This window comes from Candidatus Manganitrophus morganii (genome assembly GCA_021651055.1).
Classification (GTDB): Bacteria; Nitrospirota; Nitrospiria; order SBBL01; family Manganitrophaceae; genus Manganitrophus; species Manganitrophus morganii.
Genome location: JAJHOH010000001.1, coordinates 3254705 through 3277190, shown reverse-complemented (window position 1 = coordinate 3277190; position 22486 = coordinate 3254705). Strand labels below are relative to the sequence as shown.

25 protein-coding genes, 1 tRNA gene and 1 pseudogene are annotated in these 22486 nt (G+C 59.0%); 11 read left to right on the top strand and 16 right to left on the bottom strand.

Translation table 11 applies throughout. The features are described from left to right. Positions 1–19 precede the first annotated feature (19 nt). Positions 20–178: a lmo0937 family membrane protein gene (locus MCM46_15115; protein ID MCG3113144.1), complete on the bottom strand. Its 159-nt coding sequence runs from the start codon at positions 176–178 to the stop codon at positions 20–22. A gap of 258 nt (positions 179–436) precedes the next feature. Here MCM46_15115 and MCM46_15110 point away from each other — a divergent pair, with 258 nt between their 5' ends. Next, positions 437–892, top strand: a complete 456-nt coding sequence (locus tag MCM46_15110) for a universal stress protein (GenBank protein MCG3113143.1) — start codon at positions 437–439, stop codon at positions 890–892. Positions 893–941: 49 nt separating this feature from the next. On the opposite strand, the gene MCM46_15105 is transcribed toward MCM46_15110, so the two are convergent. The 7 genes and pseudogenes from MCM46_15105 to ftsH all read right to left on the bottom strand — a co-directional run bounded on the left by MCM46_15105 (position 942) and on the right by ftsH (position 5676). Beyond that, the gene (locus MCM46_15105) at positions 942–1331 is read right to left on the bottom strand and encodes a hypothetical protein (GenBank protein ID MCG3113142.1); all 390 of its coding nucleotides are present in this window, start codon (positions 1329–1331) and stop codon (positions 942–944) included. Between the two features lie 36 nt (positions 1332–1367). Then, positions 1368–1444 (bottom strand) — tRNA-Arg (locus MCM46_15100). Positions 1445–1522: 78 nt separating this feature from the next. Then, the gene (locus MCM46_15095) at positions 1523–2299 is read right to left on the bottom strand and encodes a hypothetical protein (protein MCG3113141.1); all 777 of its coding nucleotides are present in this window, start codon (positions 2297–2299) and stop codon (positions 1523–1525) included. A gap of 25 nt (positions 2300–2324) precedes the next feature. Next, on the bottom strand, positions 2325–2873 hold the full coding sequence (locus MCM46_15090; GenBank protein ID MCG3113140.1) for a DJ-1/PfpI family protein: 549 nt from the start codon (positions 2871–2873) through the stop codon (positions 2325–2327). After that, a complete protein-coding gene (locus MCM46_15085) occupies positions 2870–3325 on the bottom strand; it encodes a DUF1284 domain-containing protein (GenBank protein MCG3113139.1) in 456 nt (151 codons plus the stop codon). The genes MCM46_15090 and MCM46_15085 overlap by 4 nt, the downstream gene beginning before the upstream one ends. A gap of 40 nt (positions 3326–3365) precedes the next feature. Continuing rightward, on the bottom strand, positions 3366–3779 hold the full coding sequence (locus MCM46_15080; GenBank protein ID MCG3113138.1) for a ferritin-like domain-containing protein: 414 nt from the start codon (positions 3777–3779) through the stop codon (positions 3366–3368). 115 nt (positions 3780–3894) lie between these two features. Further along, a pseudogene (gene ftsH, locus MCM46_15075) lies at positions 3895–5676 on the bottom strand (ATP-dependent zinc metalloprotease FtsH). Between the two features lie 401 nt (positions 5677–6077). On the opposite strand from ftsH, the gene MCM46_15070 reads away from it, so the two are divergent. The 3 genes from MCM46_15070 to MCM46_15060 are packed head-to-tail and all read left to right on the top strand — an operon-like array spanning position 6078 to position 7267. Continuing rightward, positions 6078–6308, top strand: a complete 231-nt coding sequence (locus MCM46_15070; GenBank protein MCG3113137.1) for a hypothetical protein — start codon at positions 6078–6080, stop codon at positions 6306–6308. Positions 6309–6326: 18 nt separating this feature from the next. Beyond that, on the top strand, positions 6327–6719 hold the full coding sequence (locus MCM46_15065; protein ID MCG3113136.1) for a BON domain-containing protein: 393 nt from the start codon (positions 6327–6329) through the stop codon (positions 6717–6719). Between the two features lie 11 nt (positions 6720–6730). Then, entirely contained in the window at positions 6731–7267 is a 537-nt protein-coding gene (locus MCM46_15060) for a DUF3341 domain-containing protein (protein MCG3113135.1), read from the top strand. Between the two features lie 49 nt (positions 7268–7316). On the opposite strand, the gene MCM46_15055 is transcribed toward MCM46_15060, so the two are convergent. Both MCM46_15055 and MCM46_15050 read right to left on the bottom strand, forming a co-directional pair. Then, positions 7317–7685 carry a phage holin family protein gene (locus MCM46_15055; protein ID MCG3113134.1) on the bottom strand — a complete coding sequence of 123 codons (369 nt, stop codon included), beginning with the start codon at positions 7683–7685 and terminating at the stop codon, positions 7317–7319. Positions 7686–7696: 11 nt separating this feature from the next. Beyond that, entirely contained in the window at positions 7697–8215 is a 519-nt protein-coding gene (locus MCM46_15050) for a gamma carbonic anhydrase family protein (GenBank protein ID MCG3113133.1), read from the bottom strand. Between the two features lie 324 nt (positions 8216–8539). Here MCM46_15050 and MCM46_15045 point away from each other — a divergent pair, with 324 nt between their 5' ends. From MCM46_15045 to MCM46_15035, 3 genes are read left to right on the top strand one after another with little or no spacing between them, the layout of a single operon-like run. Beyond that, positions 8540–9520, top strand: a complete 981-nt coding sequence (locus MCM46_15045; protein ID MCG3113132.1) for a hypothetical protein — start codon at positions 8540–8542, stop codon at positions 9518–9520. 42 nt (positions 9521–9562) lie between these two features. Beyond that, on the top strand, positions 9563–10285 hold the full coding sequence (locus MCM46_15040) for a dienelactone hydrolase family protein (protein MCG3113131.1): 723 nt from the start codon (positions 9563–9565) through the stop codon (positions 10283–10285). Between the two features lie 38 nt (positions 10286–10323). Beyond that, complete coding sequence (locus tag MCM46_15035; GenBank protein MCG3113130.1) at positions 10324–11463, top strand: M20/M25/M40 family metallo-hydrolase; 1140 nt, start codon at positions 10324–10326, stop codon at positions 11461–11463. Positions 11464–11476: 13 nt separating this feature from the next. Here MCM46_15035 and MCM46_15030 read toward each other — a convergent pair whose 3' ends face one another. The 4 genes from MCM46_15030 to MCM46_15015 are packed head-to-tail and all read right to left on the bottom strand — an operon-like array spanning position 11477 to position 14774. Then, entirely contained in the window at positions 11477–11776 is a 300-nt protein-coding gene (locus tag MCM46_15030) for an antibiotic biosynthesis monooxygenase (protein ID MCG3113129.1), read from the bottom strand. Positions 11777–11795: 19 nt separating this feature from the next. Then, complete coding sequence (locus tag MCM46_15025) at positions 11796–12737, bottom strand: hypothetical protein (protein MCG3113128.1); 942 nt, start codon at positions 12735–12737, stop codon at positions 11796–11798. Between the two features lie 56 nt (positions 12738–12793). After that, a complete protein-coding gene (locus MCM46_15020) occupies positions 12794–13255 on the bottom strand; it encodes a hypothetical protein (GenBank protein ID MCG3113127.1) in 462 nt (153 codons plus the stop codon). A 22-nt stretch (positions 13256–13277) separates the two neighbouring features. Further along, positions 13278–14774 carry a DUF853 domain-containing protein gene (locus MCM46_15015; GenBank protein MCG3113126.1) on the bottom strand — a complete coding sequence of 499 codons (1497 nt, stop codon included), beginning with the start codon at positions 14772–14774 and terminating at the stop codon, positions 13278–13280. A gap of 148 nt (positions 14775–14922) precedes the next feature. On the opposite strand from MCM46_15015, the gene MCM46_15010 reads away from it, so the two are divergent. The 3 genes from MCM46_15010 to MCM46_15000 all read left to right on the top strand — a co-directional run bounded on the left by MCM46_15010 (position 14923) and on the right by MCM46_15000 (position 19004). After that, complete coding sequence (locus MCM46_15010; protein MCG3113125.1) at positions 14923–16587, top strand: thiamine pyrophosphate-dependent enzyme; 1665 nt, start codon at positions 14923–14925, stop codon at positions 16585–16587. Positions 16588–16684: 97 nt separating this feature from the next. Next, complete coding sequence (locus tag MCM46_15005; protein MCG3113124.1) at positions 16685–18139, top strand: class II fructose-bisphosphate aldolase; 1455 nt, start codon at positions 16685–16687, stop codon at positions 18137–18139. After that, positions 18129–19004, top strand: coding sequence for a hypothetical protein (locus MCM46_15000; GenBank protein ID MCG3113123.1), 876 nt, complete (start codon positions 18129–18131; stop codon positions 19002–19004). The genes MCM46_15005 and MCM46_15000 overlap by 11 nt, the downstream gene beginning before the upstream one ends. An 82-nt stretch (positions 19005–19086) precedes the next feature. On the opposite strand, the gene MCM46_14995 is transcribed toward MCM46_15000, so the two are convergent. Both MCM46_14995 and MCM46_14990 read right to left on the bottom strand, forming a co-directional pair. After that, a complete protein-coding gene (locus MCM46_14995) occupies positions 19087–19725 on the bottom strand; it encodes a DNA-3-methyladenine glycosylase (protein MCG3113122.1) in 639 nt (212 codons plus the stop codon). A 9-nt stretch (positions 19726–19734) separates the two neighbouring features. Further along, complete coding sequence (locus MCM46_14990) at positions 19735–21642, bottom strand: ABC-F family ATP-binding cassette domain-containing protein (GenBank protein MCG3113121.1); 1908 nt, start codon at positions 21640–21642, stop codon at positions 19735–19737. 113 nt (positions 21643–21755) lie between these two features. On the opposite strand from MCM46_14990, the gene MCM46_14985 reads away from it, so the two are divergent. Then, positions 21756–22454 carry a hypothetical protein gene (locus tag MCM46_14985; GenBank protein MCG3113120.1) on the top strand — a complete coding sequence of 233 codons (699 nt, stop codon included), beginning with the start codon at positions 21756–21758 and terminating at the stop codon, positions 22452–22454. Positions 22455–22486 lie beyond the last annotated feature (32 nt).

Genomic DNA, 22486 nt, shown 5'->3' with positions numbered 1-22486 from the left:
AGGCCGCCGGCGAACTTTCTTATGGCGGCGGACCGGTGATGCTTTTTCTTCCCATCAGCAGCTGAGCGAGCAATAAAACGGCGGCTGCGACCAGGAGAAGATGGATGATCCCCCCGGCGAACTTTAAAGTGAAACCAAGCGCCCAAAGGGCAAGCAGAATCAATATCGGCCAAAGCATCGGTCTCCTTCCGTCATTTCTCTAGTGACATGGGATCGTACATTGCTAAAATCGTCAACCTTACCTTAAATGTAAAAACATTGCGATCTCCCGGGTCAACTCTGTCGAATGGACATTACCTTAGTTGCTTATCGTCCACACATTGTTCCGGAGGCTCAAGGTAACGTCATACCCCATTCGGAGGATTGCTCCCCCTTCCCATTTACTTCAGAATTGCATCAGGTTCTCAAGGCATCCCGCCAACAGAGGAGGGAGATCATGACCAGAATAGAACAGATCTTGGTGCCGACGGACTTTTCATCTTATGCAACCGAAGCGCTCAAAGAGGCTGTTTATCTCGCCCAAAACCTGAAAGCCAAAATCACCCTGCTTCATGTCTTTGAATCCCTCTTCCCCTATACCCCACCCCCCTCCCGCGGACCTCATGCGGGAGCCTACCAGTGGCTTCAGAACCTGAAAAGGGAACAGGAAGAAGAACTTCGGGTTGCCGCTGAAATCGTCCGGAAAGAAGGGGTTCAGGTCGCACCGCTCTTTAAAGAGGGGCTCGCGCACGTTGAAATTATCCGAACCGCCCAAGAGATCAAGACCGATTTAATCGCCTTGGGGACCCACGGGAAAAAAGGGCTGACGCATCTTCTCCTAGGAAGCGTCACCGAGCGGGTGACGCGGGAAGCGCCTTGCCCGGTCCTGATTGTTCGCGAAAAGAAGGGGTAGGTCTCTCCGGAAATAAAAAAAGTGAACCGGCATGATGTCTCGATCGAAACTAAGGGGGGTTGTTCCTTCCAAACTTCTTCTTTATCATCGTGGTGACGTTCTCGATGAAATCAAAATAAGCGGCATTGATCGCTTCAATCGTTTCAAGCGGCTGTCCCGTCTCTTTCGAAACCTCGACCAACCTTTCAGCGCTCTTGAGCGATTCTTCGCCTTCAAGCTCGGTAAAGTCGGCGGTCTCACCCATCGCGGCAGAAAGATCGACTCCCGAATCTTCCGCGTGTTGTTGCGCGGTCATGAAGGTATTCATCAGAAATCGGTCATGATCGGTCCAGGGACCATCATATTCTAGAACTTCTTTGACGCGATCTCGGGAGATGTTTGTCTTCTTCGAAATTGTGTCGATGACAATTTCTTTTAACGCCGGGATTGAAAGATACATCGAGTCCTCGGATTGGAAACCATCAATAGATCGAGTTGGTGCCCCCGGGGTGATTTGAACACCCGGCAAACGGTTTAGGAAACCGCTGCTCTATCCACCTGAGCTACGGGGGCATTTGAAAGAAAGGAAGGCGCGCCTTAGGTTGAACTGCGGCGACGGTCGTGAGATTGTGCCACAGTTGCGCCGGCGAATCAAGCAGGCGGCGCGGAGGAAGGGGAAGAGATGACTTCCGGATTTTCGGCGGGGATCGCTTTCCTCCGCTTGATCGCCAGGATCACCCCCAAAAAGAGATTGACCCCGGCGAGGACCGCCAACGGCCAATCAAGCGGCGTCGATCGCGCCGCGATGAGGGCGATGACCAACAGGACCGATGCGCTTCCGATGAAAAGTTTCAGGTTGACCCGCGGGTAGATGAAGGTCAGCAGGCCCAAAAGAAAGGTGGAGGTCGGATTCATGAGAGCGCCGAACGGCGAACCCCAGAGCCCTTTGATGCCGAGGAAGACAAATTCACCCGGCTGCGCCGCCTGCTGAAACGGATAAACGAATCCCCAAAGGACCAGGGGAAGAACCAGGTAGCTCCACCATCGGACCTTCCGAAAATCAAAATCGTTTTGCGGCGCCTTCGCCTCCGAGAACCAAAGGAAGATCAAAAGACTGGTCAACATAAAATGAAGACCGGAAAGACCGAAGCTGATCCCCGGAATCCAGAATGGGATGCCGCTCTCGACGATCCGGCCGAAGGAGGCGGGGCCTAACTTGCCGAGCTGCACCCAGAGCCAGCCGAAGGGGAAGAAAAGAAACATCACATAATGGAGGGTGACGAACCACTCGAAAGGGGAGCGGAACTGATTTCCGAACAAAACAAGGCGATTGACCAGAATAACGTAGGCGAGATGGAAGATCGGAATGATCGGCTGCATCATCACGATATACTCGCCGAGCCCCTTCGCCACATACGCATCCAACATGGAAAATCTCTCCGCCGAAACCGCCCTACAACCGCGCCATGACCCCCTGGTTCACCTCTTTGACTTTTTCTTCTCCGACCAGCCGCCGGACCAATTCAAAAGCAAACTCCATCGCCGTGCCGGGAGCGCGGCTGGTCACCCATCTGCCGTCGACGACCACCCGCGCCTCGGAATAATCGGCCCCGTGCATCCGCTCCCGCACCGAAGGATGGCTCGTCGCTTTCTTTCCGTCGAGGAAACCGGCCGAGGCGAGGATCGACGGCGCGGCGCAGATCGCCGAGATGTATCTCTCTTTCGCCGCCGCCTCCTTCAAGATCCGCCCGACCCGTTCATCCGCGGCGAGGTTGTTTGTGCCGGGCTGTCCGCCGGGCAACACGATCATCTCATAATCGCCGCCGGCGACCTTGTCGATCGAAAGATCGGCGAGGAGCTTCACCTTCCGGGAGCCTTCGATCGCCCCTTCTACCGTTCCGGCGACCGTTACCGCGACGCCGGCCCGGCGGAGAATGTCAATGATCGTGACCGCCTCGATCTCTTCGAACCCGGGGGCCAAAAGAATCAACACGCGCTTCATGACAACCTCTCTTGAGGTTGAACCAAACTCAACGCATCGATCCCTTCCCGGCAATACCCCAGCGGCAGCCAGGGGCAGCTTCCGCAGATCGCGTCGAGATCGCCCCCTTCGATGCGCGCGGCGATCCGGCGAAGGATCTCTCCCCACGGGAGGACCTCCCCTTCCGAGATGCCCAATCGCGCCATCACCGCTTGGTCCTGACGATTCATCGCCGCTTCAAAACCGGGCCCCTTCAGATGACAGCCGTCCGGATGGAGATGAGGACAGGCGCTGCAGATCTCATCGGGCCGGGCGATCACCCGAACGGCGGTCTTCGGATCGGTCGAGAGACGGCGGTGAATCGCCCCCATGTTCTCGACGAAGGCGGGACTGTACCCCTCGCCGCGAAACCCTTGCAGACAGAGGAGGGTGTGGGCGCGAACAGTCAAAAGATTGGAACGGCCGGTCGACATAGAGAAATTTTATTCTTCGGGATACGATTTGTCAAAAATATTAGTAATAGAGGAACTCAGCATAGAGATTCTGAATTCCGGCGAGGTGCCCCTTTTGCTCTTCGAGGTGGCGGAAGAGAAGGGCGCGGAGATCCTCCTCCTCGGTCCGCTTCAGCGCTTCCCGGTAGGAGTAGTAGAGCCGCTCCTCCTTCTGGAAGAAAAAATCGAGAAGGTCGTGCGTCTCATCCGACGCGGGATGAGTCGGCGCGGGCGCCGCCGATCGGCCTGCAACAGCCCCCCGCTTCTCGATCTCCTTCTCCAGCCCTTCGATATGTTTCCACCCCTCCCCGACCCACCCGCGAATCTTCTCGCGCAACACCGGCGGATGAAGCAGCGGCAGATAAGCGGTATAGGCTGAATTCAACTGCCGCTCTTCGATGAACAGCCCTTGGAGAAGGGCGTTGATTTCCGGCATCGGTTCCTCGCTACTCCCCGACCGCCCGCGGGCGCGGCGCTTCGGGAAAGGTCAGATCGATCGGGCGGGCGTCTTCGTCTTTCTTCGGTTTGCCGCTTCCGCGAACAATCCCTCGCAGCGCCTCCCCCTCGATCACCTCTTTTTCAAGAAGAAGTTTTGCGATCGCCTCCAGCTCGCCGCGATGATTCTCGAGGAGGTGATGAACGCGGGCGTAGGTCCGGTCGATGATCTCCTTGACCTCTTGATCGATCGCCTTGGCCAGATCTTCGCTGTAATCTTTGGCGCCGGGAGGGGCGCCGTCCACCGGCAGCATCCGGCGCGGCCGCTCGAAGGAGACCAGCCCCAGCTTCTCGCTCATCCCGAATTCGCGGACCATGCTCCGGGCGATGTCGGTCGCGCGGGTCAGATCATTTTGCGCGCCGGTCGAGATCTCGCCGAAGATGATCTCCTCGGCCACCCGCCCTCCCAGCAACACCGCCAGCCGATCGTGCAGCTCGCTCTTCGTCATCAGATAACGGTCCTCCGTCGGGAGTTGAAGGGTGTAGCCGAGGGCGGCGATGCCGCGGGGGATGATCGAAATCCGATGGACCGGATCGGCGTTCGGCACCAGCGCCGCCACCAGGGCATGCCCCGATTCGTGATAAGCGACATACTCCTTCTCCTTCTTGCTCATCACCCGCTTTTTCTTCTCCAGGCCGGTCGTCATCCGGTTGATCGCCTCTTCGAAATCATCCATCTCCACATGGTCCTTGTTGCTGCGCGCCGCCAGGAGCGCCGCCTCGTTGACGACGTTGGCCAGATCGGCCCCGACGAATCCCGGGGTCCGGGTGGCGAGCAATTTGATATCGGCCCTCGGATCGAGCTTGACGTTGCGGGTGTGGACTTTCAAAATTTCCTCCCGCTCGCGAACGTCGGGACGATCGACCAGGATCTGGCGGTCGAAACGTCCCGGCCGGAGCAGCGCCGGATCGAGGATTTCCGGGCGGTTGGTCGCCGCCATGATGATGACCCCCTTTCGAGGATCGAACCCGTCCATCTCCACCAGAAGCTGATTGAGGGTCTGGTCCTGCTCCGCATGGCCGCCTCCGAGCATCCCGGCGCCGCGCGCCCGTCCCAGGGCGTCAAGCTCATCGATGAAGATGATGCAGGGGGCCTTCTCCTGCGCCTGCGCGAAAAGATCCCGGACGCGCGCCGCGCCGACTCCGACGAACATCTCGACGAACTCGGAGCCGCTCATCGAGAAGAAGGGGACCTTCGCCTCCCCGGCGACCGCGCGCGCCAGGAGGGTCTTTCCCGTGCCGGGAGGGCCGACCAGCAGAACCCCCTTCGGGATCCGTCCGCCGAGACGTTGGAACTTCTGCGGCTGGCGGAGAAACTCGACCACCTCCATCAGCTCTTCTTTCGGCTCATCCGCGCCGGCAACGTCGTTGAAGCTGACCTGGATATCTTTCTCGGCGAAGACCTTGGCCCGGGCCCGGCCGAAGGTCATAAATCCTTGCCCTCCCCCTCCTCCCGCCATTCTTCTTGCGAAGAGGCTCCAGATAAAGAGGATGACCGCGAACGGCAGCACCCAAAAGAGGATGATGTCTCTGAGCCAGCCGCTCTGAATCTCCCCCGTGACCTGGACATTCTGGTCTTCCAGCTCCGAGGTGAGATTGGGGTCGTCCACACGCACGGTGCTGAACGGCTCCTCCTTGCCAGACGGCTCGACCTTCACCCCTTCGATCGCGTCTCTGGAGATCACCACCTCCTTGATCTTTCCCTCTCGAAGGAGGCGCTTAAAATCGCTGTAGGAGGTCTGACGGGCCTGAGGGGTGAAGAAGAAAAAGGGGAGCACAGTGACGATGAAAAGGATAACGAAAAGTGTCCAACCTGGAAATTCTTTTTTCTGCGGCATGAGCGGCCTCCAAAGGAGAGAAAGCGATGAACGCTTCATTTTGGAATAATTCATTATAACATAGATGTCTTTTGCAATTCAGGGTCCCGCATGCAAGACTCTCGACCTCGACTTGTTCCTTTTTTTCACAGGTAATATCCCAAAATCGCAAGCAACCATCCCAATCTCATCCTTTTTGTATTCCCTTTCATTATGTCCGATCATGACTGTGCAAAATATACATATTCATTCCTTTCCACTGCTGGAGATGTCCCCTCGTTACCTGCGTTCCTACCCCTATCGGCCCATATCGTCCTTGAAAACCGCCGCTCCGCGACGGTCTATGAATTGCACTCAACCTCCTCATTGGGAATATTCCCAACTGAACCCATATGAATATTATGAATAGAAGGAGGACCATTATGCCGGAGAAGAAAAGGCAGGTCAGACGAAAAAAAACGGTCGCGAAATCGCCCGGCCGGAAAAAAGCATCCCCCAGAAGAAGCGGGCTCGGATACCAGATTAAAAAGGCGACACCGAAAGCGAAGAAGATGCTGAAGCGGGGAGCCAAGGTCATCGAACAGGGGGTGCAGGTGATCGGAGAGCGGGCCGGATCTTTGGGGAACACCCTGTTGAAAAAGATCCGCTCGTAACAACGGGAGGATGTTGAAATGAAGCGAATCGTTTGGATCATTGCAGTTCTCTTTGTATTGACCGGCGGGCCGGCCGATGCGGTGGAGAAGGAAGGTCCGTCCGTCGCGCCGGACAACAGCGAGATCAACCAGAGGGACCGGGGCTCCTCGGCCGTGACGCCGGAGATGCAAGGCACCGACCCCGCCGACGTCGAGACCACCCGGAAAATTCGGAAAGAGATCACGGAAGATGATTCCCTCTCCACCACGGCGAAGAATGTAAAAATTATCACGCAGGAGGGAAAGGTAACCCTTCGCGGACCGGTCAACAGCCCGGCCGAAAAAGAGAAGATCGCCAGGAAGGCGGAGCAGATCGCCGGGGCGGGAAAAGTTGAAAATGAGCTGGAGGTGAAATCCTCCACGATGAGATAAGGAGATCACGGATGGCGAAGAAAGCAGTCGTTGGCATTTTCGATAGTCCCTATCAGGCGGAGAGCTGCCTCAATCGTCTCAACGCCGCGGGGTTCGCGCCGACCGATATTTCGGTCCTGACCCCCGATAAGGAAGGGGTTCGGGATTTCATTCACAAAAAAGCGACCAAAGCCCCGGAAGGGGTCGCCACCGGCGCAACCACCGGCGGGGTGATCGGCGGGGTCGCCGGCTGGCTGGTCGGGATCGGCTCACTTGCCATCCCGGGAGTCGGCCCCTTTATCGCCGCGGGCCCCATCATGGCGGCGCTCGGCGGCGCCGCCATCGGCGCCGCGACCGGGGGGATTGCGGGAGGACTGATCGGGCTCGGAATGCCGGAATACGAGGCCAAGCAGTATGAGGCAAAGGTCAAAGAAGGGGGAATCTTAATCTCCGTCCATTGCGAAACATCCGAAGAGGTCGATCGCGCCAAAGAAATTTTCAGAGAAAGCGGCGCAAGGGACATCTCGACGACCGGAGAAGAAGGGGTTTCCCGGAGGGAAGTGGCTTAAACCAATTGAAGCGGGACAACGGCGGGCCGGGAAAACTCGGCCCGCTTTTTTAATATTCGGATCGGGGCCGCGCGATATCCTCGATGAAGAAAGACATGACGCTGCTGAGGATGGAGAGGAGAAGCGCGCCGAGCACCGCCGACCAGAAGCCCGAGACCGTAAATCCCCGAACCACCTGAGCGGCCAGCGCCAACATCGCGCCGTTGAGGACCAAGGTAAAGAGGCCAAGGGTCAAGATGTTGATCGGGAGGGTCAAAATGAGAAGGATCGGGCGGATGATCGCGTTGATGATCCCGAGGACCGCCGCCGCAATCAGCGCGGGGAGCGCTCCCTCGACCTCGATCCCCTCCAGGGCATACGAGATCAAGAACAACCCCCCCGCGTTCACCAGCCACCGGATCAGAATGCCACGGAACAAATCGCTCCCCTTTATTTGGAGGTCTGTTTTAAATAGATCTGCGCCAGGTCGACATAGTTGCGTGCCGACTGGGAGAGAAAGGCGCTCTCTTCCGGCGTCAGCGGCCGCTTCACCCGGGCCGGCACTCCCAGGGCCAGCGAGCCGGGGGGGATCTTCACCCCCTCCGTCACCAGCGCCCCCGCGCCGATGATCGATCCCTCCCCCACCTCGGCGCCGTCGAGCAAAATCGCCCCCATCCCCACCAGCACCCGATCCCGCACCGTGCAGCCGTGCAGCGTCACACGGTGTCCGACCGTCACCTCACTGCCGATGACGAGGGGATGGGTCTTCCGGGTCACATGCAGAACCGAAAGATCCTGGATATTGGTCCGGTCGCCGATCCGGATGTAATTCACATCCCCCCGGACCACCGACCCAAACCAGACCGAGCTGTACGCCCCCATCTCCACGTCACCGATCACCTGCGCCGACGCTTCGATGAAAACGGTCGAAGGGAATTTGGGAAACTTTTCTTGAAAGGGATGTATCATCTCGCCACCGCCGGGCCACCGCCGGAAAAAGGAATGAGGACCGCACCAAGGGGTCCTCTCATGCGAGAGGATATCACGCCCCTTTTTCCGATGGCAAGCACTTTTGGGCCCGCCGACGCCCCGCCAATGGGTCAATTTCATATTTTTAAGCAAAGGCCTTCAATTATGATTCAAATTTTGATATAGTAAACCATTCGTTTAGACCGATCTCCGGAGAACGGGGACCGGCCAAGCCCCTCAATAGGAACCGCCATTCGATGCAGGCCGTCAATGGCGATTCCATACTCCATCTCAAATAGCGGCGACAGGGCGATTTATTAGGGTATGGTCTTTTACTTCTACGAAGAGGCGATGAAGGGGGTTCCCAAGATCTCGGTCGACGGGCTCGTCCCTCAAAGCCATCATTTGAGCCACTGGAAGGGGAATCAGACCCCCGCTCCCCTCAAGGCCGACACCTCCACCGAAATCGTCCTGCGCTATCTCTCCCATCCGAATCAAAAGCAATTTTTTCCGCAGGTCAGCATTATCACGAACAACCATTTCGATACCGACGGGCTCCTCTCGGTCTGGACCCTTCTTAATCCGAGGAAGGCGGAGCCGATGGCGGGGCGGTTGATCGCCGCCGCCGAGGCGGGCGACTTCTCTTCCTTCTCTTCGGAAGAAGGGGTTCAGATGAACCTGCTCATCGAGGGGCTGGCCGCTTCCGGTGAAAGCCCGATCCTCTCTCAGCTTTCAGCCTACCCCGGCCCGAAAGAAGCCTTCCTCTATAAAACGTTGATGCCGATGCTCCCCGATCTCTTCCGGCGCAAAGACGAATACCGCCCCCTCTGGCGGGAATCCTACGACAGCATCGTTCAATCGATGGAGCTCTTCGAGAAAGGGATCATCGGCGTCGAGGAGCACGAGCAGGAGGGGCTTTCCGTCATCATCGACGAGCAGCGGCCGGCCCGGCAGGCGATCGATCATCACTGCCAGGGAAATCTTTTCCTGGTGATCGAAGACCGGGAACGGGAAGAAGGGGGGTTCGGTTATGAGCTCGAATACCGCTACTACGCCTGGGCCGAGACGGTCACCCGTCCGCCGATCCAGCCGATTCCGATGGAGCCACTCGCCGAACACCTCAACCGCCACGAGGGACTCCGGGAGGGAAAATGGATGGCGGGGGGCTACGCCGCCCAATCGATGACCTCCGCTTTAAAATACACCGACGAGACGGGGCGGCGGCACCTCAGCCGGCTTCATCCCGACCAGGTGATCCAGATCGTCTTGACCTACCTTCAATCGAGGGAGATTGATTCCAACTAGCGCCCATCGTCAGGCTTCCTCGTCGATCATAAGGAGAGGATCATGGCCGCCCAAATTCTGACCGACGACGACCTGAACTCCTCCATGGTGGAATACCCGGCCGACGGGACGATTCTCTCCGCTTTCCTCTGCCGCCCGAAACACACCGGCCGTTATCCGGGGTTGATCCTGATCCAGGAGTGGTGGGGGCTCAACGACCACATCAAAGGGGTCGCCCAACGGCTCGCGAAGGAGCATTTCGCCGTCCTCGCCCCCGATCTTTACTCCCGGCTCGGCCACGTCGTGACGCAGAACGGAGCGGAGGCGGCCAAGTTGTCGGGCGCGCTCGATCCGGGCAAAACCGTCGCCGACCTGATGGGCGGCCTCCGTTACCTGAAGACCCTGCCGGAGGCCGATCCCGCAAAAATCGGCGTGATCGGGTTTTGCATCGGCGGCTCCTTCACCCTGCAGCTCGCCTGCCGGACCGGAGAGATTCGATGCGCCGTCCCATTCTACGGCGAGATCCCGACAAACGAAGAGATCGAAAAATTGTCGGCGCCGATCCTCTACATCTACGGGGAAGAAGACGGCTGGATTCAAAAGGAAGCGGTCCAACGGCTGAAGGAGGCGCTGAAGAAATTCAAAAAACCGGGCGAGGTAAAAACCTATGCCGGCGCCCCCCATGCCTTCTTCAACGACAGCCGGAGAGAGGTCTACAATCCAAAGGCCGCGAAGGACGCGTGGAAGAGAACCCTCGCCTTCCTTGAGAAATACCTGCGATCATAAAAAGGCTATTTTCCAAATAGAATGATGAAGGGGCTCCCATGCTAAACACACAACGAATGACCGATCATTTCCTTAAGCTCGTTCAGATCGACAGCCTCTCCAAAAAAGAGAAGGCGGTCGCCCTCGTCCTTCAAAAAGAGCTGGAGGCGCTGGGAGCCAAGGTGGAATTCGACGAGGCCGGCGAAGTGGTCGGGGGCGAGATCGGCAATCTGATCGCCCGCCTCCCCGCCACCGATCCAGCAAGGCGGCCGCTCCTTCTCTCGGCCCACATGGACACCGTGGTTCCCGGAGAAGGGATCAAGCCGATCGTCGAGGGGAAAAAGATCCGGAGCGACGGAACGACGATCCTCGGCGGGGACGACAAATCGGGGATCTCGATCATCGTCGAAGTTCTCAGGACCCTTCGGGAAAAGAAGCTCCCCCACGGCGAGATCGAAATCGCCTTCACCATCTGCGAGGAGTTCGGCCTCCTCGGCGCCAAGCACCTCGACTTCGGCCGACTGAAATCGCGCGACGGGCTGGTCCTCGATTGCGACAACGTCAACATTCTCTTTACGAAGTCCCCCTCCGCCGACCGTCTTGAATTCAAAGTCCATGGGCTCGAAGCACACGCCGGCGTCTGTCCCGAGCGGGGGCTCTCCGCCGTTCAGATCGCCGCCGATGCGATCAGTCAAATGAAGCTCGGCCGGATCGATCCGGAGACGACCGCCAACATCGGGATCATCCAGGGGGGATCGGCGACCAACATTGTCCCGAACTACGTCTATGTCAAAGCGGAGACACGGAGCCACGACGAGGAGAAGCTGGCGGCGCAGAACGGGCATATGCAGGAGTGCTTCCGAAAAGCCGCCGAGAAATTCTGGGTCGATTTGGATGGAAAGCGGATCTCCGGCCGGGTGGAAGAGAAGATCTGGCGCGACTACGACCGGATGAACGTCCCCGAAAACGCTCCGATCGTTCAGGCGGTGATGCGCGCGGCCCAGGCCCTTTCCTACAAGGTGCGGACCCATGCGACCGGCGGCGGCTGCGACGCCAACGTCTTCAACAAAAAGGGAATCACCGTCGCCAACCTCGGCACCGGCATGCACGACATCCACACCGTCAAGGAGTGGCTCGCGATCGACGAAATGAACCAGGCCGCCGAGATCGTCCTGGAGACGGTCCAGCAGTGCAAGTAGGAAGCGTCCTCGCCTATCCTTTGAACGCTCTCTCCCTCACCGGCGTGCAGACTTGAATTTGATATTCAGTAAAGAACTCCGTTCGCGCCCGCCGTTGCGCTTCTCGATGTTCGGGATGCTCCCGCCAGGCGTCGACGTTCTCGATGGAATCGAATTCGATGATCGAGACGTTTTCCCCGTCCTCCGCGACAAAGTCCTTGTAAGAGAGGAAGCCCGGCATCGCGGAGGCGAGCTCGTACATCCGCATTCCGACCTTTCCCAGCTCCGCTTCGCCCCCCGCCTTTAAACGCGATCGAAAAACCACGACGACCATCTTTCCCTCCTCCCCAAACTCAGATCTCCTCTCCCTTCTTTCGGGTCAGCAGATCGTAGATCTCCTGCGTCGACCAGATCGGCTCGCCCGGCACCAATGCGGAAGACTTCTGAAGGAGAACGAGCTCTCCTTCGAGCTTCCGGACATATTCCACCTTTCGCTCCAGGCTGTCGAGGTTGTATCGGACCGCGTCTTTCTCGGTGAAGTTCGTATGCTCCCAAAGAAAGAAGACGTCGCTGAGACAGAGAAACCGGTTCGTGTCGAACCACTTCTTCGGCACCACACACTTCCAGAGATATCCCGAATAAATATCGGTCCGGTCGGCCAGAAGGGTGATCTTATGCTCCTTGTTCTCCTCGTTCAGCCAGATGCAATAATCGAGGAGCCCGCCGAAGAGGCCGAGCGGCCCCGGCTCTTTCGCGAACTGGCGCCGGTGGCCGAGCAGCCCCCGGAGGTTGACTTCGACCCCGCCCCACCCTTCCTTGAATTTTTCGCGGAGCTTTTCCGCCTTGGCGCGGGGAAGGACCACCGGGAGGGAGTTCGCTTCGTCCCCCTCCCCGATCTGCGCGATAAAATGGGTATGCCCCCAATCCCCCATCGAATCGAGATCCCAGGAAAAGTCCCACGACGGCCCCCAAAGGTCGAAGCCGATGAAGAGCCACTTCTGAAGGGGATTTTTCCAATCGAGCTCGGAGGAGATCGCCTGCGACCGCCGCTCCCACCAGCCGGAGGAGAGAAGGGCGCAGGGAAAGAGGGTGCCGTGGACCGTGATCGAGACCGGCTCCTTCAAGGCGTCGATTTGAAGGAGCTTCTTTCGGAGGCTGCTGATCTCTTCGATCCCGTGAAACGAGAGGTCCAATGGACCGGCGGGATCGTTCAAAAAATCGCGGTAGGGATCGACCCCCCGCAAGATAAGGTAATTCCGCGAGCCGACATGAACATCGACGTCGCGGGCCGACACCCGTTCCAAATCGACGGCCGGGCCACAATCAGCGACAGCAGGTTCCGGCCATTGGCCTACTGCCGCTTTGAAGGGTTTTCGGAGACCTCTCCGGCCCGCACCCCTTTGATCTCGATATCCCCGGCGATCTCCGCCTTTCGGACCTTCACCCCGGCGCCCGCGGCGATGATGTCGCCGATCCGAAGCGACGCCCCCTTGATCTCTTCCAGGTCGACGCCGATTTTTCCGGCCGCCTCCGGCGCATGTTGTTGGACGGCATCGAGGAGCGCCTTCGCCTGGGTCAGAAGTTCCGGATCCCCCCCCGCGTCGCTCTTCTCCAGCTCTTCTTTCACCACCTCCCGTTTCGCCTTCGAAGCGGGATCTTTCTCCAGCAATGCAACGCCTGTCTCGCCATATTTGCGCTGGATCAGCGCCTTGATCCCGGCATAGGCGTCTTGGATCACTTTCGCCGCCGTCGGTTTGAGTCCGGCCGCCGCGCCCGTCGCCAGGGCGGTCACAATGATCGAAATCGGATCCATCTCTCGCTCCTTTCGTTTCGAACTACCTTCTTCTTCGCGTCGTTCCTCCCGTCATCGATCCGAATAATCCCCGCATGATCTGCCGGCCGAGCTGGCTGCCGATCGCCCGGGCCGCGCTCTTTGCCATCGACTCGACGATCCCCTCCCGGGAACGCCCCCGTTTCCCGGCCGAACCGGTCAGAACATCGGTCCACGATCCCTCTGGATCAGACTCCGATTCCACAGATACAGGCGAGACCGTCTGCTCTGCGCGCGCCTTCAGCTTCTCGTAGGCCGATTCGCGATCGACCGCTTCTTCATAGTGTCCGAAAAGGACCGACCGTTGAATCATCCGCCGGCACTCCTCCGGGGAGATCGGGCCGATCCGGCTTTCCGGCGGAACGATCAACGCCCGCTCGACGATGCCGGGCCGGCCTTTTTCATCAAGCAGCGAGACGAGCGCCTCCCCGACCCCCAGTTCCATAATCGCCGCCTCGACATCGAGCTTCGGGTTGCTCCGGAACGTTTGCGCCGCCGCTTTCACCGCCTTCTGATCGCGCGGGGTGAAGGCGCGCAGCGCATGCTGGATGCGGTTCCCCAACTGTCCGAGGACCGCTTCGGGGATGTCGAGCGGATTCTGGCTGACGAAGTAGACGCCGACCCCTTTCGACCGGATCAGCCGGACCACCTGCTCGATTTTGTCCAGCAGCGCCTTCGGCGCATCGCTGAAGAGAAGGTGCGCCTCGTCGAAGAAGAAGACCAGCTTCGGCTTCTCCAGATCGCCGACCTCCGGCAGATGCTCGAAGAGCTCCGCCAAGAGCCAGAGAAGAAAGGTGGCGTAAAGCTTCGGCGCATGGATCAACTTGTCGGCGACGAGGATATTGACGACCCCCTGTCCCTTTTCATCGGTCTGCATCAGATCATCGAGATTCAGCGCCGGCTCCCCGAAGAATTGATCTCCCCCCTGTTCCTCCAATGCCAGGAGGCCGCGCTGGATGGCGCCGATGCTGGCGGCGGAGACATTGCCGTATTGGGTGGCGAAACGTTTGGCGTTGTCGCCGACATGCTGGAGCATAGCGCGAAGGTCCTTCAGATCGAGGAGAAGAAGACCGTCATCATCGGCGATTTTAAAGACGAGGGTCAGCACACCGCTCTGGGTTTCATTCAGATTGAGGAGTCGGCTCAACAGAAGCGGACCCATCTCCGAGATCGTCGTCCGAAGCGGGTGGCCGAGCCGGCCGAAGACATCCCAGAAGACGACGGGACAGGGGGCGAAGCGAAAGTCGGCGAGCCCCAACTGCCGGACCCGCTCCATGATTCTCGGATGTTCCTCCCCCGGCGCGCTGATCCCGGAGAGATCCCCCTTCACGTCGGCCATGAAAACCGGCACCCCGATCCGGCTGAACCGCTCGGCGAGCGTCTGGAGCGTGACCGTCTTCCCGGTCCCCGTCGCCCCGGCGATGAGGCCGTGGCGGTTCGCCATCTTCGGAAGCAGGGTGAGGTCGTGTTCTCCTTTGGCGATCAAGATCGGCTGCAGCATCTTTCTCAGCACTCCTTATCAGTTCACCGTACGTTGATCCCCCCATCATATGGATTTGAAAAACGGAGTCAAGCTTTTCTTTAACCGCCGTCCGACGCTGTAATCGAAACTTGCCTTTCCCCCCGACTTTGGGTATCGTTAAAACCATATGCAGCCGCAGATGAAGCTCGGCGATTTCTTGATCGCCTACCTGAAAAAAATCGGAGTCGATCACCTCTTCGGCATTCCCGGAGACCTCGTCATCAAGCTCTTCCTCCAATTCGGGAAGCCGCAAGGATTGAAGGTAATCACCTTCTCCCATGAGCCGGGGGTCGGCTTCGCCGCCGACGGCTACGCGCGGAGCGCCGGAAAACTCGGCGTCGTCTGCGTCACCTACGGCGCCGGCGGGCTCAACATGGTCAACCCGGTCGCCGGCTCCTTCTCCGAGAAGGTGCCGATCCTGGTGATCTCCGGCGGACCGGGCGAAGAAGAACGAAAGCTCGGCGTCCTCATCCATCATCAAGCCAAAGAGATCGAATCCCAGCTCCACATCTATAAAGAGCTGACCTGTGCCGCGAAGATCATCGACGATCCGAACCGGGCCGCCGAAGAGATCGACGAAGTGATCCAGGCGATCCTCCGGGAGAGACGGCCCGGTTACCTGGAGATCCATCGGGACAAGGTCGATATGATGATCTCCGTTCCCAAGCGGATTCTGGAGTGGGATGGAAAGTTCACCGGGGTTCCTTCCGACAAACGAAAGGTGATCGAGGCGGCGCGGGAGACGATCGCCCGGCTCAAGCAGGCGAAACGCCCGGTGATCATCGTCGGGATTGAAGTCCGGCGCTTCGGGCTGGCGAAGGAGATGGTTCGCCTCGCCGAGGCGATCGGCGCGCCGGTGCTGACCAACGTCCTCGCGAAAGGGGCCTTTCCGATGGACCATCCGCTGGCGATGGGGGTTTATATCGGCGCATTGAGCCATCCCGCCATCCACAAGCGGGTCGCGCAGGCCGATCTGGTCCTGAGCCTCGGGACCCTTCTGACCGACATGGACCTCGGCATTCAGCCGCCGGAGATCCCCCGCGAGAAGTCGATCTGGGCCGTCGAGAACCGGGTCCACATCAGCTTTCACACCTATACCGACGTGCAGATCAACGACTTTATCAAAGCGCTCCTCAAGTTGCCCTTCCCCCGCCACAAAGAAAAAGTGACCTACCATGACAATCTCCCGAAGCGCCCCGCGAAAGGCCCTTCGAACCGGCCGATCCAGATGGCGGAGGTGTTGCACGAGGTGAACGACTTCCTCACAGAGCGAAAAGAGTTCATGGCGATCACCGAGTCGGGGGACTCCCTCTTTGCCGGAATCGACCTGAAGGTCGGCAGCAGCGTCTACCTCGCGCAGGGATATTACGCGTCGATGGGATTCGCGATTCCGGGCGGATTGGGGGCGCAGATCGGGACCGGGCTTCGCCCGCTGATCCTCTGCGGCGACGGCGCCTTTCAGATGACGGGACATGAGATCTCGCAGGCCCCCCGCCACCGGCTCAACCCGATCGTGCTGCTCCTCAACAACAAAGGGTGGGGCATTTTCCGGCCGATCGCCGAGCGGGAGACGCTGCTGGCGATCCCCGACTGGCCCTACGCCGAGCTGGCGCGGTTGTGGGGCGGGGTCGGATTTAAAGCCGGAACGGTTCCGGAGCTGCGCGACGCCCTCCTGAAGGCGGAAAAGCTGACCTCGTTCGTCATCATCGAGGTCGCCATCCAGCCGAACGACCTCTCCCCGATGGCGCGCAAGTACATCGGCGCCGCCGCCAAGAAAGCGCGGCTCTCCTGAAACCGACATTGATCTTTCCCATCGGTTTTGCTAAGCTAAAATCAATTTTCCTCTGACGATCATCCCAATCAAACCCTACTGAATAAGGAGACAACGGATGCAATTCGAAACGATGAGCCAGCTCGGCGATACGATTAAAGGCATCATTGAGATTTCGAATGGGCAGGTGAAGGTGCTCGATCCGGGCCGGGTGCGCGGGGCGCTCATCGATCGGCTCGTCCACACCGCCGTTTTTCATGAGAAGCCCGACATGCGCGCCACCGCCCGATGGGTCATCAAAATGGCCGCGCCCCAGCTCGGCGTTCACCTCGCTTCGATTCAGCCGCTGTATGAAGCGATGGGCCGGGGCGAGGTCGACGGCTTCACCGCGCCGGCGGTCAACGTCCGCGGGATGGCGTACGATACCGCCCGCGCGTTGATCCGCTCGGCCAACCGGAATAACGTCGGCGCCTTTCTCCTGGAGATCGCCAAGTCCGAAATGGGCTACACCCATCAGTCTCCCGCCGAATATGCCGCCGTCATGACCGCGGCCGCCATCCAGGAAGGTTATCAGGGCCCCCTTTTCATTCAGGGGGACCACATCCAATTGAACGCCAAGAAGTTTAAAGAGAACCGCCAGAAAGAAGTGGACGGCGTCCGCAAGCTAATGAAGGAGGCGATCACCGCCGGCTTCTTCAACATCGACATCGACTCCTCCACCCTGGTCGATCTCGACCGCCCCAACGTCGTCGAGCAGCAGCGGGACAATTTCGAGGTCGGCGCGGATCTGACTGCCTATGTCCGGTCGCTGGAGCCAAAGGGGGTCACCATCTCGGTCGGCGGGGAGATCGGGGAAGTCGGCGGAAAAAATTCAACCGTGGAGGAATTCAAGGTTTACCTCGACAACTATCTTACAACATTGCAGAAGATGAAACCGGGCGCCAAAGGGATCAGCAAGATCTCGGTTCAGACCGGCACCAGCCACGGCGGCGTCCCGATGCCCGACGGCACCGTCGCCAAGGTGAAGCTCGATTTCGGCGTGTTGGAATCGATATCAAAAGTAGCGCGCGAAGAGTACGGCCTCGCCGGCGCGGTGCAGCACGGCGCCTCGACCCTGCCGGCGGAGGTCTTCGACCGCTTCCCGAAAACCGGGACCGCCGAGATTCACCTCGCCACGGAATTCCAGAATATGATCTACGAGCAGCTCCCCGCTCCATTCAAAGAAGAGATCTACGCTTACCTGCGGGAGGAATGCAAGGACGAGATGAAATCGGGGCAGACCGACGAGCAGTTCATCTACAAGACCCGGAAGAAAGCGCTCGGACCGTTCAAGAAACGCTTCTGGAATCTTCCAACCGATCTTCGACAGAAGATCGGCCAGGTCTTGGAAGACAAGTTCACCTTCCTTTTTAACAAGCTGAATGTCGTCGGCACGAAGAAAGTGGTCACCCAGTGGGTCAAGCCGGTCGAGGTTTCGTTCGCCATCCGCGACGAAATCGCCGCGGCCGAGGCCGAAACGAAGGCCGCCGCGCAGCCGGCGAAGAAAGAAGAGGTCAATCCGAATGCAGACTGATCACGATCATCGAAGATCGGCGGCCCCCCGCCTTGGCGCGCTCTTTCTCACCCTTGCGATCTTCTTGCCCGCGACCGCCGGGGCCGGGGTCATCCTCAGCTTCGAGGCGAATGCTTCGAATGGCCCAGAAAATGGACCGGCCACCAGAGAGACCCCCTCCGCGAGCCGATTCACGCTGGACGGCAAAAAGCTCCGCGCCGAAGATCCCCACGGGTCGGTCATGATCTTCGACGGGGAGAAGCAGACCCTTTGGACGATCGACCCGAAGGGGAAGCGCTACACCGAGGTGACCGAGGCCGACGCGAACCGGATCAAAGAGATGCAGGCGCAGATGGAACAGCAGATGAAGGAGCGGCTGAAGGCGCTCCCCCCCGATCAGCGCAAAGAGATGGAAGAGCGATTGGAAGGGATGAGAGCAAAGCCGACCGAAGCGCCCAAACTGACCTTTGAGCCGACCGGCGATACAAAAAAGACGAAACATGGCTTCTCGTGCAAGCCGCACCGTGTCTTGGCGAATGGAAAACCGATCGAAGAGGCCTGCTTCATCCCTTGGAAAGAGGCCGGCCTTTCGGTCGACGATTTCCGGGCCTTTGACGCCCTTGATCAATTCTTCAGAAAGCTCGGCACGCAGGGGGGGAATCAGCAGAATCAAATTTTCGGAGACCTCGCCCAATCCCCCGGCATTCCCGCCCATGTCGCGATGATCGGCCCCGACGGAACCGTCGGCGTCGAACAAGACCTCGTCATCCTAAAAAAAGAGGAGATCCCCTCCGACCAATTCATCCCGCCCGCGGGCCTTAAGAAGGAATCGCTCTTCGGTGGCGGCGGGGGAGGCGGAGAAGGCCACGGCGATCCGAGAATGTAGGAAGGGGACAATTAGGAATTAAGAATGAGGAATTAAAACCAGGGGCAAAAACTATTCCCAATCGAATTCCAATTCGTAATTCCTAATTCTTAATTCCTAATTGATTCAAGCTCCTCCAGAGATACCAGGTCGCAATCGATCGGTAGGGCCGCCACGGCCGGGCGATCTTCTGAATTCTCTCGGGGGAGGGGATTTTCCGCAGCCTGTAGGCCCGCTGAACCGCCTTCTTCAATCCGAGATCGCCCACCGGCAAGACATCGGTCCGATTCAAAGCAAAGATCAAAAACATCTCCGCCGTCCACCGGCCGATCCCCTTCACCGCGACCAGCCGGGCGATGATCTCCTCGTCGGGAAGGGAATGAAATTCCTTCGGGCGGATCTCGCCGGCGATCCACCGCGCCGACAGATCTTTCATATAACCGATCTTCTGCCGCGAAAGACCGGCCGCACGGAGCGCCGTTTCCGACGTTGAAAAGATCGCCTTCGGTGTAACCGACCTGCGCGGGCAGATCGAAACCAGACGTTGGAAAATCGTATCGGCCGCTTTCACCGAGAGCTGCTGCGAGACGATCGCCTCCACCAAGGAGACGAACGGATCGGGCGCGGGGGCGAGGCGACAGGGACCGACCGCCTCGATAAATACGGACAGAACCGGATCGGCCCCGGCGAGCGCCCGGCGCGCCGATTCAAAACCGCCGTGATCGCCCATATTTCTGATCAAAAGCGCACCTCATCCCGCCCGCTTGCTCTCCAACGCCTCCCACCGGGCGATTCTTTCCGCCAAGCTTGTCTCGATTTGGGATAGCTCGTTGGCCCAGTCGGCCACTCCCGTCGATCCCTTCGCATGCGCGGACGGATTCGCAAAAAAGATCTCCAACTCCCGCTTCCTTCCCTCCAGCTTCTCAATCTCCCGCTCGATCCCTTCGAGCTCTTTCTTTTCCTTAAAGCTGAGTCCCTTCCTTTCGGCCACGGAAGCGATCTCTGGAGAAGATACGGCCGGACGAGGCAGTTTCCCGCTCTCCTTCGTCGCTGCCTCTTCATTTTTGAGACGGGTCAGATAGGTTTCATAATTTCCCTCGGTGTAGCGGACGCGCCCCTCCCCTTCGAAGCTCAAAATGCCGGTGGCGACCTTGTCGAGAAAAAACCGGTCGTGGGTCACCATGAGAACGCAGCCGTTGTAGCCGACGAGGGCGTCATCGAAAAGCTGAAGGGTCGGGATGTCGAGATCGTTCGTCGGCTCGTCGAGGATCAGAAAGTTGGCGCTCTCCAGCATCATCTTCGCCAAAATCAGGCGCGCCTTTTCCCCTCCCGACAACGTTCGGATGAACCGCTTTTGATCGTGATGCTCGAAGAGAAAATCGGCGAGATAACCGGTTTTGTGCCGCCGCTGCTCCCCCACCGTCACCCAGTCCCCCTCCCCGAGGGCCTCCTCCACTTTGAGACCGGGATCGATCGATTCCCGCTTCTGATCGAAGTAGGCGATCTTGGTGTTTTTTCCGCGGACGATCCGGCCGGCGGTCGGAAGTTCCTCCCCCAGAATCATCCGCAGCAGGGTGGTTTTCCCCGCGCCGTTCGACCCGATGATCCCGATCCGGTCCCCCGCCTTCAGCTTGAGGCTCAAGTCCCGGATCAATGTCCGTCCCTCGAATGATTTGCAAAGGGCGTCCAACTCCAAAATCGTGTGCCCCAGCCGTTGGTCGGTTTCAAGACGAAGTCCGATGTCCCGTTCAACGTGATCTTTCCGCTGCTCCTGCATCGTATAAAACCGGTCGATCCGGGCTTTCGACTTGGTCGTCCGGGCCTTGGCCCCCTGCCGCATCCACTCCGACTCGCGGCGCAGCAGGGTGATCAGCCTTCCCTGGTCGCGCGATTCATGAAGCAACCGGTCGGCCCTCCCCTCCAGATAGTCGAGATAGCCCCCGAGATAACTGTAGACCCCTCCCGATTCGATCTCGAAGATTCGCCGGGCGACGCGATCGAGAAAGTAGCGGTCATGGGTGATCAACATGACCGCCCCTGGATAGCCGATCAAGAACGCCTCCAGCCAGGCGGTCGTCGCCGCATCGAGGTGGTTCGTCGGCTCGTCAAGCAAGAGAAGATCGGGCGACTGTAAGACCAGCTTCGCCAACGCCACCCGTTTCCGCATCCCACCGCTGAGCATTTCTATCTTCTGATTGCGGTCCGCGATGCCGAGTTGCAGCAGAACCTCATCCACCCGATGATCGATCTGCCATCCCTGGTGGTGATCGAACCACTCTCCGAGCGCCTGCTGCTCCTTGAGGAGCTTTTCCATCTCCGCCGGGGTCGCCCCCCGCATCGCCTCGCCGATCGCCTGGTAACGATCGCGCTTTTGGTGAATTTCGACCAGCGCGGACGCCACTTCTTCAGCGACGGTCCAGTGCTCCGTCAAAACGGGGTCTTGCGGGAGGGTGCCGATCGAAATTCCCCGCTTATAGGAGACCTCTCCCCCGTCGGGCGGCTCAATCCCTGCAATGATTTGGAAGAGGGTCGTTTTTCCGCAGCCGTTTCGGCCGACAAAGCCGACTTTTTCCGATTCCCCGACGGTCAGGGTCACATCCCGCAGGACCTGCTTCAACCCATATGATTTGGAAACATGTGAAAGATCAAGAAGATTCATCCGTTTTATTCCCCTGTCCAAAAAGCGATTGATTATAGCACATTTGGAGGACACCGCCCGAGGTCTTGTGCCGTTATAGCCGAACCATCTAGAATAGAGCTAAGAAGGAATTCATGGAAAAGAGAACGAAGCGAAATAATGGGGCGAATCAGCCATGCTCGATTTTTGAGGATCGGCAGGAGGCGGGACGGGCACTGGCGGAACGATTGCGCCATTATCGAGGGGATCAGAGAGTGCTGCTGGTCGCCCTTTCTCCGGGCGGCGTGATCGTAGGGAAAGAAATCGCCCTGTCGCTCGGCGCGCCGATGGTGATGTTCCGCTCCCGGAAGCTGCCGATTCCGGGAAATCCGAGGCTCTTTTTCGGCGCCATGACCGAGGCGGGAGAGATCTGCCTCCTCTCCGACGTGATCAGCCGTTATGAAATTCCGGACCGCTACATCCAAGAAACGATCACATCGAAAAAAGAAGAGATCCTTCAACGGCGCCGGCGATTCAGAAAAACGTCGTTGGGTTTCGATCTGGGGGGCAGGAGAGTGATTCTCGTCGACGAAGGGATTGCCAGCGGCGCGGTCCTCTTTTCAGCGCTTCAGTGGCTGCGGGCGGAAGGGGCCGGCCATCGGATCGTCGCCCTTCCGGTGAGTCCTCAAGCAAAGCTTCCCCGGATCAACGAGCTCTCCGAGGAGAATATAGTGCTTCACGCGGTCCCTTCGTTCCATTCGGTCGAATGTTACTACCGCCGATACGATCCGATCTCCGACGAGGCCGCCCGCGCGATTCTCACGAGCCTCAAGGAGAGAAAGCTGGCCGCGTAAGGGCCGGGAAAATTGACCCGGTCAGACCGCTG